This is a genomic window from Primorskyibacter flagellatus, assembly GCF_048268605.1.
GTDB lineage: Bacteria > Pseudomonadota > Alphaproteobacteria > Rhodobacterales > Rhodobacteraceae > Primorskyibacter > Primorskyibacter flagellatus.
Window position 1 is genome coordinate 376,826 of record NZ_JBLWVF010000001.1, and the last position, 13,651, is coordinate 390,476.

A 13,651-nucleotide genomic window follows, 5' to 3' on the forward strand; every position below is an offset into this window, starting at 1 on the left:
GGGAACAAAGATGCTAGACCCACGCCGCCCCGTTAAGGAAAGTACGGTATGAACCTGTTTGCCGATATCCGCGCGCTTGTGAACGAAGCGCTTGCCTCGATGGCCGCCGAAGGCATGTTGCCCGAGGGGCTGGATCTTGCCAATGTCACGGTCGAGCCGCCCCGTGATCCGGCCCATGGTGACATGGCGACCAATGCCGCGATGGTGCTTGCCAAGCCGGCGCGTCTGAAGCCGCGCGATATTGCTGAAGCACTGGCCGCAAAGCTGACCGATGATCCGCGCATTGCCTCTGCCGAAGTGGCGGGGCCGGGCTTTCTGAATCTGCGGCTGGATGTATCGGTCTGGCAATCCGTGCCCAAGGCGGTGCTGACTGCCGGAACCGAATTCGGCCGGTCCCAGATGGGGCAGGGGCAAAAGGTCAATGTCGAATATGTCAGCGCCAACCCCACCGGTCCCTTGCATGTCGGCCACACGCGGGGCGCGGTCTTCGGGGATGCGCTTGCCAGCCTGCTGGCCTATTCCGGCCATGAGGTGACACGCGAATACTATGTCAACGATGGCGGGGCACAGGTCGATGTGCTGGCACGGTCAGTCTACCTGCGGTATCTCGAAGCGCATGGGCAGAAGGTCGAATTTCCGGACGGCACCTATCCCGGTGACTATCTTGTTGACGTCGGCGAGGCGCTGAAGGCGAAGGTCGGCGATGCCTATATCGGCAAGGGCGAAGAGGTCTGGCTGTCGGAGATCCGCGAATTTTCGACCGAATCCATGATGAACCTGATCCGCGCCGATTTGAAAATGCTGGGCGTCGAGATGGACAGTTTCTTCTCGGAGAAATCGCTCTACGGCACCGGGCTGATCGAGGCGGCGATTGCCGATCTGGACGCCAAGGGGCTGATCTATCGCGGCACGCTGGAGCCGCCCAAGGGCAAGGTTCCCGAAGATTGGGAACCGCGCGAACAGACGCTGTTCCGGTCCACGGCGCATGGCGACGATGTTGATCGCCCGATCAAGAAATCGGATGGCGGCTGGACCTATTTCGCGCCCGACATCGCGTATCATTATAACAAGGTGACCAGAGGCTTCGACGCGCTTATCGACGTGTTCGGTGCCGACCATGGTGGCTATGTCAAGCGCATGAAGGCGGCGGTTTCGGCGCTGTCGGAAGGTCGTGTGCCGCTGGATGTGAAGCTGACGCAGTTGGTCAAGCTGTACAAGAACGGCAAGCCGTTCAAGATGTCGAAACGGGCAGGGACCTTTGTCACCTTGCGCGATGTGGTCGAGCAGGTCGGCCCGGACGTGACCCGCTTTGTCATGCTGACGCGCAAGAATGACGCCACGCTGGATTTCGACTTTGCCAAGGTGTTGGAGCAAAGTCGCGAAAACCCGGTTTTCTACGTTCAATACGCCCATGCGCGGATCTGTTCGGTGCTGCGCAAAGCGGTAGAGGCCGGAATTGCGGTCGATGATGCCACATTGGCGGAGGCCGACCTGTCCGGACTGACGCATGCGTCGGAACTGGCTGTTGCAAAGAAGTTGGCCGAATGGCCGCGTCTGGTGGAAATCGCGGCCCGCACGCACGAGCCGCACCGCGTGGCCTTTTACCTTTACGATCTGGCATCGGATCTGCATGCGCTGTGGAACCGTGGCAACGAAGAGCCGTCGCTGCGTTTTCTGCAAGATGACGATGCCGCCGCCAGCCAGTCGAAAATCGCGCTGGCGCGGGCCGTTACGGTTGTTATTTCCGCCGGTCTTGGTATCTTGGGCGTAGCACCGGCCGAAGAGATGCGATGACAAAATCGCGCCATGGCCGGGTGAGGCAGTGCAAGTAACCCGCGGATCGCGCCAGCATCCGTGGCAGAGAGGCAGACATGGCGGAAATGCAGATGACCGGGCACGGCAACGGGCCCACGTCAGCCCATGGTTTTACAACGATGGCCAATTGGGCCGGCGCGGCAGTGTCGATGGCACTTCTGGTCGGCGTTGGGGTATGGGGCTACAAACTGATCATGCGCGACGTGAGCGGCGTGCCTGTGGTGCGCGCGGCCGAAGGGCCCATGCGTGTGGCACCGGACAATCCCGGCGGCAGTTCTGCGGCGCATCAGGGGTTGGCCGTCAATCAGATTGCCGGGACAGGCACCTCCGCTCCGCCGCCGGATCAACTGACGCTTGCGCCACGACCGCTTGATCTGGCGCAGGAGGACGCCCCGCAACCGATGCTGTCTGCCAGGGCAGACCGCGCGTCCGACCGTGACATGAACGCCCGGTTGCAGCTTGCAGAGGACAGCACCGCCGAGCCCGGTTCTGACTCCGCGATCCAGTCGCTGGCAGATCAGATTGCGGCGGATGCCGCAGCCAAACTCAACGCTGGTGCGGATGGCGGAGGCGCTGCGTTCGAGGTAGAAGAGGCTGCCGCCGCGCCGCGTTTCCCGGGATCCCTGACGCGTTCGCTTCGTCCACGCCTGCGGCCTCAGGACCTTCGGGCAGTGTCATTGGCGGCGGTGCCTGTCAGCCAAACGGTGACAGAGCTTTCGCCCGAAACCATCGCGACCGGAACACCTGTCGTGCAGCTTGGTGCCTTTGACAGCGCAGAGATTGCCCGCGCCGAGTGGGACCGGCTGAGCGGCCGGTTCAGCGATTTTCTGGAAGACAAATCACGGGTTGTTCAGAAAGCAAACTCGGGCGGGCGGACGTTCTACCGGCTGCGTGCGCATGGGTTCGTCGACATAAACGACGCGCGCAGGTTATGTGCTGCGTTGCAGGCCGGGAGAGCCGAGTGCATTCCGGTAACAACGCGCTGAGGCCCGTACCGACGGGCAAGGGGGCGGCCATCTTGGGCTGCGCCGGGACAGTCTTGCAGGCTGAAGAGCGTCGTTTTTTTGCGCAAGCCGATCCGTTCGGATTTATCCTGTTTTCCCGAAACCTAGAGACGCCGGATCAAGTCCGGCGTTTGTGCCGCGATCTTCGAGAGGTCGTCGGCCGGGACGCACCGATCCTGATTGATCAGGAAGGCGGGCGTGTACAACGACTGCGCGCGCCACTGGCCCGCGACTGGACGCCACCGCTTGATTTTGCCGCTGTCGCCGGTCCCCGCGCGACCGAGGCGATGCGCCTGCGCTATGCGATCATCGCGGCGGAACTGCGCGCGCTTGGCATCGACAGCAATTGCGCACCGATGATTGATATTGCCCGGCCGGACACGCATGCGTTTCTGCGCAACCGCTGCTACGGCGAGACCCTGAACACGGTGGTCACCCTCGGGCGCGCCGTGGCCGAGGGCACGCTGGCGGGCGGTTGCCTGCCGGTGGTCAAACACATCCCCGGCCACGGGCTGGCGCAGTTGGACAGCCATCTTGATCTTCCGCGCATCACCGCCGATCGCGCCACGCTTCAAGCGCAGGACTTTGCCGCGTTTCGCGCATTGTGCGACCTGCCGATGGGGATGACGGCCCATCTGGTCTATGAGGCCTATGACGAGGCACCTGCCACGATCTCGCCGTTGATGATGGCACTGATCCGTGGCGAGATCGGCTTTGGCGGGCTGATCATGACCGACGACATCTCGATGCAGGCGTTGTCTGGCAGCGTCGCAGACCGGGGGGCGGCGGCCCAAAAAGCAGGCTGCGATGTGATCCTGCATTGCAACGGTGAACTGGCGGAAATGCAGGCGCTGATGGGTGCGCTAACGCCGCTTGCCGGGCTGGCGAGGGATCGCGCAGTTGACGCGCTTGCCGCGCGGCCTGACGCCATGACGGTTGACATCGAAACGCTCAGCGCCAAGCTGGACGCGCTTCTTGAGGATGTCGCATAATGGCGGAAGAGGATCTCGAAAACACGACCGCGCATCTGAGCGTTGCGGAACGGCTCGCGTCAGAGGCGCTGATCGTTGACGTGGACGGGTTTGAAGGCCCGCTTGATCTGTTACTGACGCTTAGCCGGACACAAAAGGTGGATCTGCGCAAGATCTCGGTGCTGGATCTGGCGCGGCAATATCTGTCCTTTGTGGACAAGGCCAAGGCGCTGCGGATCGAACTGGCCGCCGATTATCTGGTGATGGCGGCGTGGCTTGCGTTTTTGAAATCCCGGCTGCTATTGCCGCCCGATCCCACCGAAGAAGGCCCCTCGGGCGAGGAACTGGCCGCGCATCTGGCCTTTCAACTGGAGCGGTTGCAAGCCATGCGCGATGCCGCAGCGCGATTGATGGCACGCGACCGTCTGGGGCGTGACATCTTCGTGCGCGGCCTGCCGGAAACCGTCGAACGCGTTCGCAAGGTGCATTACACGGCGACGCTTCTGGACCTGATGCAGGGCTATGCGAGGATCCGGACGCGCGACGAGTTCCGGCCCTTTGTGATGGATCGTGACCATGTGTTCACGATGGAACAGGCATTGGAACGCATGCGCGGCCTGATCGGGTTTGCCGGAACATGGACCGACATTTCCAGCTACATGCCTGATGGCTGGAGCGACGATCCCATCCGGCGGCGCTCGGCCACAGCGGCGACATTCGCTGCCTCGCTGGAACTGGCCAAGGAAGGCAAGGTCGAGATCCGCCAATCCGAAAGCTTTGCGCCTGTTCAGGTGCGACGAAGGGATCCGAGAGAATGAACAAAGAGGCCGAAGCGCCTGAAGAGGTAGAGAAAAGCCTTTTTGAAGCACCGCCAATTGCCGAACAGGAGCGGATGGTCGAGGCGATCCTTTTTGCCACGTCCGAACCCGTGACCGTGCGAGAGCTTGAGGCGCGCATGCCGCATGGGTGCGACCCCGCCGAAGCACTTGCGCATTTGCGCAAACGCTACGAGGGGCGCGGCGTGCGGGTGGTGCGGGTGGGCGATGCCTGGGCGGTCCGCACGGCCCCGGACCTTGCGTTTCTGATGCAGAAGGAAACCGTCGAGACCCGCAAACTTTCACGTGCCGCGATTGAGACCCTGGCGATCATCTCGTACCACCAGCCTGTGACCCGTGCGGAAATCGAAGAAATCCGAGGCGTCTCCGTCAGTCGGGGGACTGTCGATCAACTGCTGGAGATGGAATGGATCCGGTTCGGGCGACGCAAGATGACGCCAGGCCGCCCAGTGACCTTCGTGGTCACACAGGACTTCCTGGATCATTTCGGTCTGGAATCGGCTCGCGATCTGCCGGGACTGAAGGAACTGCGCTCTGCCGGATTGTTGGAAAATCGTCCGCCACCAAGCATGATGCCGCGAGCAGGCGAAGGCGACGTGGATGCCGAGGAAGAAGCCGCCGAGGGCCAAAGCGAGTTATTCGAAGATTAACCGCCTGCGTTATGCTAACAGACTGGCAGGGTCGACACGCCGGCATTCGCAACCGAACAGGAGAGTGACATGAATGCAGACCGGATCTTGCAGACGATCTTTCGGATGGTGACGCGTCGGCTGATCGGACGTGGTGTCAATGCGGGGATCGACAAGGCGATGGGGCCGAAAGAACCACAGGAACAATTGACGCCGGAAGAGCGAAAGCAGCGTCGCAAAATGCGTCAGCAGACAAGACAGGCCAAGCAGGCGATGCGCGCAACCCGGAAAATCCGGCGGTTTTGAACGACGTGGGATGCGAATAAGGGCGACGTCACGACGCCGCCCTGTTTGTATTGTCAGGTCACAAGTCGCTCAGCTTCAGCGGACAACCGTAACAATGCGGCGGTTTTCCGGGTTCACCAGAACATATTGCTCGTTCACGTTGATGTAGTCGTAGTCGCTCTCGGGCACAGAATAGAGTTCGACTTCCTGCGGGATACCCGCGCCAACAGCGACCTCACCGTTCAGATAGATCGGATCGACCGGATTCTTCTGCACATAGGTCACGGTCGTTTCATCAAGCGTGGAGGCAGCGCCCGTCAGGCCGCCAAGCACGGCACCTGCGGCAACTGCCGCCGGACCACCGACCAGCAGCGAGCCTGCTGCGGCACCCCAAGTTCCGCCCGCGGCGGCACCCACGGCCTTGTTGCCCTCTTCATGCTCGACAATGGCAACATCCATGTCATCCTGGTTTTCGTAAATCACCACTGGCTCATTCTCGACTGGCGTTGTCAGATACGCCGAATAAGCCCATCCGGTGGTGCCATCATAGCTGACCTCGCACCAATCGCCACTGTCGAGGCATCCCTCGACCGTCACTTCGTCCTCGGCCGCAATGACCTCTTCGATCTGGAATTGCGGGCCGGGCCCTGCGCGCAGGTTCAGATCTGTGGTGGCGGTCGCGCTGAGAGCTGCGGCAACAGGGGCTGCGGCCAAGCCTGTCAGGGCGGTGGTTGCGAGTGCGAGTTTCATCGGTTTCATTTTGGTCTCTCCTACTTTGGATCGTCCGAAAAGGGCATCGCCTTCTCGACGACCCAATGACGAGGAGCCGCTCGGTGTTCCTGAAGAATTCCGACATCTTTTTCGCAGCAGCAGGTTCTTGCTGAGACGTCCTTCAAGTGGCAAAGCTTTGCCGTATGGGTGGGCCGTCCGGAACCTGCTTAGCTGCGAAAGTGTTTGGCCAGCTTCAGCCCCTGACCTTGGTAGTTTGACTTTATGCCCTGACCATAAAGTTGTGCGGGTATCTCGGCCATTCTCTCATAGACCAAACGTCCGACGATCTGTCCGTGCTCCAGCACGAAGGGCGCTTCGTGGCAGCGCACTTCGAGCACGCCGCGTGCGCCGGCACCGCCCGCCAGCGCGTAGCCAAAGCCGGGATCGAAGAAACCTGCGTAATGCACGCGGAACTCTCCGACCATGGCCAGATAGGGTGCCATTTCGGCGGCGTGGCTGGGCGGAATTGTCACGGCTTCGCGGCTGACAAGGATGTAGAACGCGCCGGGATCCAGAATGATGCGGCCATTGATGCTGCGCACATCCTCCCAGAACTCTGCCGGGTCGTAATGGTCGATCAAATCAAGGTCGATCACACCGGTGTGGGGCTTGGCGCGGTAGCCGACCAGATCGCCGCTGTCTGGCTTAAGATCGACCGAAAAGCCCAGGCCTTCATCGATCACCGGCGGACAATCCACCAGCGGGCTGTCATCATGCAGCGCGCGCAGGGCGTCATCGTCCAGCACCGCCTGACCTTCACGGAAGCGGATCTGGTTCAGTCGCATACCGGGGCGCACCAGAACCGAAAAACTGCGCGGGCAAATCTCGGCATAAAGCGGGCCGGCATAGCCTGTGGGGATGCGATCAAACTCGGTGCCGCCATCGGTAATCGCGCGGGTCAGCAGGTCCAGCCGTCCGGTAGAGCTTTTGGCGTTTGCCACGGCCTGAACGTCATCGGGCAGGGCAAGCCGTTCCATCAGCGGTACGACATAGACGCAGCCCTTTTCCAACACAGCGCCGCTGGTCAGGTCGATCTCGTGCATCTTGAATTCGTCGATCCGGTCAGTGACCTTGCGTCCATGCCCAGCAAGGAAAGAGGCGCGCACGCGGTAGGCGACAGTGCCCAATCGCAAATCAAGGCTGGCAGGCTGCACCTGGCCATCCAGAAATTCCGTGTTGGCGGCAATCGCGCCGCTGTCGATCATGTTCTGGATCTGCTGGCTGGGAATAACGCCGGTCATGTGCTTCTCCGAGAAATGCTCTGGCTCTTATAAAAAACGCCCGGGCCAAGAAGCCACGGGCGATTTTGTTTGGTCGGGCTAGCAGGACTCGAACCTGCGACCTTCCGTCCCCCAGACGGACGCGCTACCAGGCTGCGCTATAGCCCGACATAGGGCGCTTCTTACTGTTTCTGGCGCTGTGAGCAAGCCCAAAATCCCGGCTTTGTGAAAAACCATGGCCCGGTGTCAGTGGTTGAAGGAACGGTTATTGATCTCGCGCAGTCGCTCGGCGACGTCGTTGATCTTCACGGCGTCTTCCAGTGTCAGGCGATGGAGACGCGACAGAAGCGTCAACGCGCCGGGCCGCGCCTCGATCTTTGCATCCGGCGGGACAAAGGCGACTTCGGCAATCTGTGCCCGGGGGGCTGGTTCTGGGTCGTGCTGCGGATCAGGGATGACATCCTCAATATGATCTGCGTCTTCCGGTGCATCGGCAAGCTTTGGCTCTTCCGCGACAGGGGCTGGCGTTTCGGGGGGCAAATTCGGCTCTGCGTGTTCTGGGCCGGAATCGGAAAAGGTCGGGCTGGTCAGAAATTCCGGCAAGTCGGCCGTGTCAGCGGGTATCGCGGTTTCTTGCAAAGGCTCATCCCTTTGCGCGGCTTTCATATCCGTCGGAAGATCCGGTCGGTGTTCAGGGGCCACCAAAGGCGGGGAGTCCTCATTTGGTCCAGAGGTCCGTTCGGCTTGCGCTGGCGGTTGTGCAACCATTTGCGGCTCCGGCGACGGAGCTTCCTGGGCGACAGGTGCGGGACCAGCCATCTCTGTTGGAATGTCCACAGGAGCTGACGGCGCTTGCGCCTCCGGGGTGGGCGGCTCAGTCAGCGGGGAGGGAAGACCCGCGCCGGTTTCAGGAGGTGATGCACCATGGGAAGGCGTCTCGCGCACACCGAAGGGCACGACGGTGCCCTCGGCTTCGGCCATCTCGTGAAACGGAGCAGGCTCGACTTCGGGTTCCATTGTATCATCAATGGCTTGCGACAGTTGTGAAACCTTCCGCACACCCTGTTCGCGCAGCAATTTCTGCACACCCTTGATGGTCATGCCATCGTCGTGCAGCAGTTTTTTGATGCCGCCGATCAGTTCCATATCGGCGGGACGATAATATCTGCGTCCGCCGGCGCGTTTGACCGGTTTCACTTGGGTGAATTTACTCTCCCAGAATCGCAGCACATGCGCGGGTGTATCCAGCCACTCGGCGACTTCGCTGATCGTGCGGAACGCGTCGGGCGATTTGCTCATCGCTCAGGCCTCAGCTTTTGTTGCCTGCGGCGACGCGATCTTTCATCAGATGCGAAGGCCGGAAGGTCAGCACGCGGCGCGGCTGGATCGGCACTTCTTCGCCGGTTTTCGGGTTGCGACCGATGCGGGCAGCCTTGCCGCGCACGCTGAATGTCCCGAATGACGAGATTTTGACCTGCTCGCCCTCGACCAGCGAGTCAGAGATATGACCCAGCACGCTTTCAACAAGTTCAGCAGATTCATTGCGTGACAAGCCGACTTCGCGGAAAACCGCTTCGCTCAGATCCATCCGCGTTAGTGTTTTTTCGCTCATCACATCCCTCCGGTTTCCGCCGAGAATGCGGCAGAGCATTTTCCGAGTCAATATCAATGGGTTGCAGAGATGCGTTTACGCGCCTACCAGCGCAGCACAACCGACCCCCATGCCAGGCCTCCGCCAATCGCCTCGGTGACCAGAAGATCCCCGGTCTTGATCTGTCCGCGCGCCTTGCCGACCGACAGTGCCAGCGGGATCGACGCGGCCGAGGTGTTGCCATGGTCCTGCACGGTAACGACCACGTTATCCATCGATAGACCCATCTTGCGGGCGGTGCCCTGAATGATGCGGATATTCGCCTGATGCGGCACGATCCAGTCAATATCGCTGCCGTCCAATCCGATCTTCCCAAGCGCGGTATCGGCGGTGGCGGCGAGCTTTTCGATCGCGTGGCGAAAGACCTCTTTGCCTTCCATGCGCAGATAGCCGGTCGTATTCGTCGAAACGCCACCATCGACATACAGAATATCGCGGTAATTCCCGTCAGAGTTCAGATCGACAGACAGGATGCCCCGGTCGGCATTGTCGCCGGTGCCGTCCTGCGCTTCGAGAATCAGTGCACCCGCACCATCGCCGAACAGCACACAGGTCGAACGGTCGGTCCAATCCATGATCCTGCTGAACGTTTCGGCACCGATCACCATGATCCGTTTGGCCTGACCGGCCACGATCAGTGCATTGGCATTGGCCATTGCAAAGACAAAGCCCGCACAGACGGCCTGAACGTCAAAGGCAAACCCCTGGCGCATGCCAAGTTGGGCCTGCACCATCGTCGCGGCCGAGGGGAAGGTGAGGTCAGCGGTGGATGTTGCAACGATCACCGCATCAATGTCGCCTGGGGTCAGCCCGGCATCATCCAGGGCAGCCTGTGCCGCGCGCGTTGCGAGATTCGAGGTCGTCTGGCCTTCGGCGGCGAAATGTCGCCGCTCTATCCCCGACCGCGCGCGAATCCATTCGTCGGAAGTGTCGAGCGATTTCTCGAATTCCGAATTGGGCACTACCCGTTCGGGCAGGTAGTGGCCGACCCCGGCCACTACGGCGCGCTTTGTCATGGTGTCTTTCCGTTTTCTGCGTCGTCTGGTGGCGCATCGTGGGCTTGCGGGGCGGTAGATGCAACCCGTGCGGCGAGTTTGTCGGAAAAACCGGAAAGTGCGAGCTGTTCAGCCAGCCGCACAGCGGCCGCAACACCGGTGGCATCCGCAGCCCCGTGTGATTTCACAACCGTGCCGTTGAGGCCCAGAAAGACACCGCCATTCACCCGCCGCGGGTCAATACGCTTGCGCAGCCGCTTCAGCGAGCTAAGCGCGAGGATCGAGGCCAGCCGTGAAAGAAGCGAATACGCAAAGGCTTCTTTCAGCAGATCACCGATCAGGCTGGCGGTGCCTTCCCCGGTTTTCAGGGCAACATTGCCGGTAAATCCGTCCGTGACGATCACGTCAGCGACATCGCCGGGAAGATCGCCGCCCTCGACGAATCCGACGAAGGTGAAACTGGCCTCTTCGGCCTGTGCGCCGATCAGGTCATGGGCTTCTTTCAGCTCTGCACGGCCCTTGTGTTCCTCGGTCCCCACATTCAGCAGCCCGACGCGGGGATGAGCTATGCCCATGCCGTTGCGGGCGTAAGAAGTGCCCATAAGTGCGTATTGCAGAAGGTCATGCGCGTCGGCGCGAATATCGGCACCCACATCCAGCATCACGTTGAATCCGGACGCGCTGCGCGAGGGCCAGAGCACGGCAATGGCAGGGCGGTTGACGCCGGGCAGCTTGCGGAGGCGCACCATCGACAGCGCCATCAGCGCGCCGGTGTTGCCGCAACTGACGCAAACAGTCGCTTCGCCCGCGCGCACCGAATCAATTGCAGACCACATCGAAGTGTTCTTGCCGTTGCGCATCACTTGGGCGGGCTTGTCTTCCATGGTGACAATGCCGGTCGCGTCGCGAATCTCGCAACGTCCCGCCAGATCCTTGCGCTTGGCGACCAGTCGCTCAAGCTCTTCGGCGGGGCCATGCAGAAGAAACCGCAGGTTCGGGCTTTTGTCCGCAGCCAGAGAAATACCGGCGACAACTGCCGCCGGTCCCCGGTCGCCACCCATGGCGTCGATCGAAACAACGGTCGGCCCGGATCCGTCTCCGGTTGTGTCGTGCAAACCGGTCATGAAGGGCCGCGGGTCCTGACGTTAAGCTGCGTCGTCTTCCAGGTCGATCTCGTCCGCCTGCGCGATCACTTCGCGCTCGGCGTAGTGGCCACATGCGGGGCAGACGTGGTGCGGACGCTTGAGTTCGCCGCAGTTGTCGCATTCGTTCGGGTTTGCTGCAACCAACGAGTCATGCGCGCGACGATTGTTGCGGCGCGATTTGGATACTTTGTTCTGTTGGACGGCCATGTCTCAACCTCGGTCTATATTCGGGGGCATGGCGGTCATGCCCGGTGTCATTCAACTGTGCCGCGCCTCTTAGTGTGGAAGCGGGGTCTGGCACAAGCCCTGAAATCGGGTGAAGGCGCGAAAATACAGTGAAATCACCCGCGCGCAAGGGATTCGTGCCATTGCGGTGACTATTCTTTGTCCTTGAGCTTGTCGCGCAGGCCGGCAAGGCCTGCAAAGGGTTTGACGTCCTCATCCGACATCGGTGCGACGCCCGGCTCGGCAAAGACCGCGCGTTCCAGCTCTGCATCGGCGGCGCGGGGATAGGGGGGCAGGGCCAGAGACAGGGCCTCGGCCATCACCGCGCCTGCATCTATGACATCGCGCAATGGTTCGATCGTGTCATCTTCGGGCATTTCGAGTTCGGACCCTGATTCTGGCTGATCGTCGGCGGAAGCGGGTTCGTATTGCCGCAACACCGGCTCGTCGATGCGCGTGGTGACAGGCCTCAGCGTCACAATGCATGATTGCACGACCGTCGCGCCCAGCTTGCCTTCCAGCCGCCAGCCGCGTCGTCCGATGGGCGCAAGGCTGCCCGCAAAGGTCAACTTGCGGATCGCTTCGATGCCCAGTGCCTGCGCCAATTCGGCGCGGGCCGCAGCGTCGGGGGTCAATGAAAATGGTGTCGGGTGCCGGGTTGAGAGTGCTGCCGCACGAAAAATCCCTGCGTCTTCCGGATGATCTGCCATGAAAGCGTGCGCTTCCTTTCTTGAACGGGGTGCATTCCTTCTGTAATCGGGATAGAAGGGCAGACGGGCCAAGGCAAGAGGGCAGAATGCAAGGCAGGATTATCGGGCTGAAAGCGGCAATGGGCGGCGCAGCACTTCTGTTTCTCGGGGCTTGCGTGGCGCAGCATCGCAGCCATGGTTACGTGCCGCCGGAGGACGTGTTGTCAGAAATCGTGGTTGGGGTGGATACCCGGGCCACGGTCGAGGATGTGGCTGGCGTGCCGTCAACGACCGGCGTGCAGAATGACAGCGGCTTTTATTACGTTGAAAGCGAAGTGCGGCGTTTCGCTTATAAGAAGCCCGAGGTGATCGACCGCACCGTACTGGCGATTTCCTTCGATCAGGCGGGCGTTGTCACGAATATCGAACGCTACGGTCTGGAAGACGGCCGTGTCGTGCCGCTGACGCGCCGCATTACCCGAACCACCGATGGCGATATCAGCTTCATTCGCAAGCTCTTCGGTAATGTCGGACGTCTGTCGGCTGCGGATCTGCTCGGCGACGGCTGAGGACCTGCGCTGCCGGCTCGCCGTATGATCGGCGTGTGCCTTTCGCGTGCGGAGGGAGTGTGAGTGATAGGTTGATGAAGATGATCCGCTGCGGACGCTATCAGGTGAGGATTGCCGAAACCCCGGAAGACATTCGGTCGGCACAGGCGCTGCGGCATCTGGCGTTTCGCGGTGGTGCGGCAACAGACGCTTGGGATGAAGATATCTTTGACACGGTATTTTCGCATATGCTGGTCGAGGAGCAGGTGACCGGGCAGGTGGTTTGCTGTTACCGTTTTTTACTGCTGCAATCCGGGGCGGAAATCCAACAGGGCTATGTGGCGCAGTTTTACGATCTGTCCGCGCTGTCGCGTCTTGACGGTCGGATGATCGAGATGGGTCGGTTTTGCAGCCTTCCCGGCCTGTGTGATCCGGACATTTTGCGCTTGGCATGGGCCGCGATAACGCGTCTGGTAGATCAGCACGATGTCACGTTCTTGTTCGGTTGTGCGTCTTTACCTGGGACAGAGGCGGCGCTTCATCGCGACAGTCTGGCCGTTCTGGCAGCGCGGTATGTGGCACCAGACCGCTGGCGTCCGGGTTGCAAGGCAGCAGAGGTCGTCAGGTCGTGGCCTGACGACGGGGGGGATTCGACGAACAGTCGGGGTTGCAGCGAATGCCGTCCCTGCTGCGAAGCTATCTGCAAATGGGCGGAAAGGTCAGCGATCATGCCGTGATCGACCGCGACATGAACACGCTGCATGTGTTCACGGGTGTCGAGATCAGCGCCATTCCGGCCGCACGAAAACGGTTATTGCGGGCGATGGCGGGCTAAACTGATTTGTCCGTGGCGAGTGCCGCTTTCAA

The 13,651-nt window shown here is 61.1% G+C and carries 16 protein-coding genes and 1 tRNA gene; 8 read left to right on the forward strand and 9 right to left on the reverse strand.

The window, feature by feature from the left end:
* Window positions 1-48: 48 nt before the first annotated feature.
* The 6 genes from argS (at window position 49) to ACN0WV_RS01840 (ending at window position 5,561) form a co-directional block, all read left to right on the forward strand.
* Entirely contained in the window at window positions 49-1,794 is a 1,746-nt protein-coding gene (gene argS / locus ACN0WV_RS01815) for an arginine--tRNA ligase (RefSeq protein WP_084349841.1), read from the forward strand.
* A 77-nt stretch (window positions 1,795-1,871) separates the two neighbouring features.
* Window positions 1,872-2,801 carry an SPOR domain-containing protein gene (locus ACN0WV_RS01820; RefSeq protein ID WP_417603345.1) on the forward strand — a complete coding sequence of 310 codons (930 nt, stop codon included), beginning with the start codon at window positions 1,872-1,874 and terminating at the stop codon, window positions 2,799-2,801.
* The gene (gene nagZ / locus ACN0WV_RS01825) at window positions 2,777-3,811 is read left to right on the forward strand and encodes a beta-N-acetylhexosaminidase (RefSeq protein ID WP_417603347.1); all 1,035 of its coding nucleotides are present in this window, start codon (window positions 2,777-2,779) and stop codon (window positions 3,809-3,811) included. Before ACN0WV_RS01820 ends, nagZ begins: the two co-directional genes overlap by 25 nt.
* The gene (locus ACN0WV_RS01830; protein WP_417603349.1) at window positions 3,811-4,608 is read left to right on the forward strand and encodes a segregation and condensation protein A; all 798 of its coding nucleotides are present in this window, start codon (window positions 3,811-3,813) and stop codon (window positions 4,606-4,608) included. The genes nagZ and ACN0WV_RS01830 overlap by 1 nt, the downstream gene beginning before the upstream one ends.
* Complete coding sequence (gene scpB, locus ACN0WV_RS01835) at window positions 4,605-5,276, forward strand: SMC-Scp complex subunit ScpB (protein ID WP_417603351.1); 672 nt, start codon at window positions 4,605-4,607, stop codon at window positions 5,274-5,276. The genes ACN0WV_RS01830 and scpB overlap by 4 nt, the downstream gene beginning before the upstream one ends.
* Window positions 5,277-5,345: 69 nt before the next feature.
* Window positions 5,346-5,561, forward strand: coding sequence for a hypothetical protein (locus ACN0WV_RS01840; protein WP_417603353.1), 216 nt, complete (start codon window positions 5,346-5,348; stop codon window positions 5,559-5,561).
* A 75-nt stretch (window positions 5,562-5,636) separates the two neighbouring features.
* Here the strand turns inward: ACN0WV_RS01840 and ACN0WV_RS01845 are convergent, their stop codons facing one another.
* The 9 genes from ACN0WV_RS01845 to ACN0WV_RS01885 all read right to left on the reverse strand — a co-directional run bounded on the left by ACN0WV_RS01845 (window position 5,637) and on the right by ACN0WV_RS01885 (window position 12,257).
* The gene (locus ACN0WV_RS01845) at window positions 5,637-6,299 is read right to left on the reverse strand and encodes a DUF1236 domain-containing protein (RefSeq protein ID WP_417603355.1); all 663 of its coding nucleotides are present in this window, start codon (window positions 6,297-6,299) and stop codon (window positions 5,637-5,639) included.
* A gap of 179 nt (window positions 6,300-6,478) precedes the next feature.
* Entirely contained in the window at window positions 6,479-7,552 is a 1,074-nt protein-coding gene (locus ACN0WV_RS01850; protein ID WP_417603357.1) for a 2'-deoxycytidine 5'-triphosphate deaminase, read from the reverse strand.
* Between the two features lie 70 nt (window positions 7,553-7,622).
* A tRNA-Pro gene (locus ACN0WV_RS01855) sits at window positions 7,623-7,699 on the reverse strand.
* Between the two features lie 78 nt (window positions 7,700-7,777).
* Entirely contained in the window at window positions 7,778-8,830 is a 1,053-nt protein-coding gene (locus ACN0WV_RS01860) for a MerR family transcriptional regulator (RefSeq protein WP_417603359.1), read from the reverse strand.
* A gap of 10 nt (window positions 8,831-8,840) precedes the next feature.
* Window positions 8,841-9,143, reverse strand: a complete 303-nt coding sequence (gene ihfA / locus ACN0WV_RS01865; RefSeq protein WP_084349849.1) for an integration host factor subunit alpha — start codon at window positions 9,141-9,143, stop codon at window positions 8,841-8,843.
* Window positions 9,144-9,226: 83 nt separating this feature from the next.
* The gene (locus ACN0WV_RS01870) at window positions 9,227-10,198 is read right to left on the reverse strand and encodes a beta-ketoacyl-ACP synthase III (RefSeq protein WP_417603362.1); all 972 of its coding nucleotides are present in this window, start codon (window positions 10,196-10,198) and stop codon (window positions 9,227-9,229) included.
* Window positions 10,195-11,301, reverse strand: a complete 1,107-nt coding sequence (gene plsX, locus ACN0WV_RS01875) for a phosphate acyltransferase PlsX (protein ID WP_417603364.1) — start codon at window positions 11,299-11,301, stop codon at window positions 10,195-10,197. Before plsX ends, ACN0WV_RS01870 begins: the two co-directional genes overlap by 4 nt.
* 21 nt (window positions 11,302-11,322) lie before the next feature.
* Window positions 11,323-11,529 (reverse strand): 50S ribosomal protein L32, encoded by a 207-nt coding sequence (gene rpmF / locus ACN0WV_RS01880; protein WP_084349852.1) that lies wholly within the window; start codon window positions 11,527-11,529, stop codon window positions 11,323-11,325.
* Between the two features lie 170 nt (window positions 11,530-11,699).
* Window positions 11,700-12,257 carry a YceD family protein gene (locus ACN0WV_RS01885; RefSeq protein WP_417603366.1) on the reverse strand — a complete coding sequence of 186 codons (558 nt, stop codon included), beginning with the start codon at window positions 12,255-12,257 and terminating at the stop codon, window positions 11,700-11,702.
* 86 nt (window positions 12,258-12,343) lie between these two features.
* Between ACN0WV_RS01885 and ACN0WV_RS01890 the strand changes: the two genes are divergently transcribed.
* Window positions 12,344-12,805, forward strand: coding sequence for an outer membrane protein assembly factor BamE (locus ACN0WV_RS01890; protein WP_235866498.1), 462 nt, complete (start codon window positions 12,344-12,346; stop codon window positions 12,803-12,805).
* Between the two features lie 59 nt (window positions 12,806-12,864).
* Window positions 12,865-13,521, forward strand: coding sequence for a GNAT family N-acetyltransferase (locus ACN0WV_RS01895; RefSeq protein WP_417603368.1), 657 nt, complete (start codon window positions 12,865-12,867; stop codon window positions 13,519-13,521).
* The last annotated feature ends 130 nt before the right edge of the window (window positions 13,522-13,651 follow it).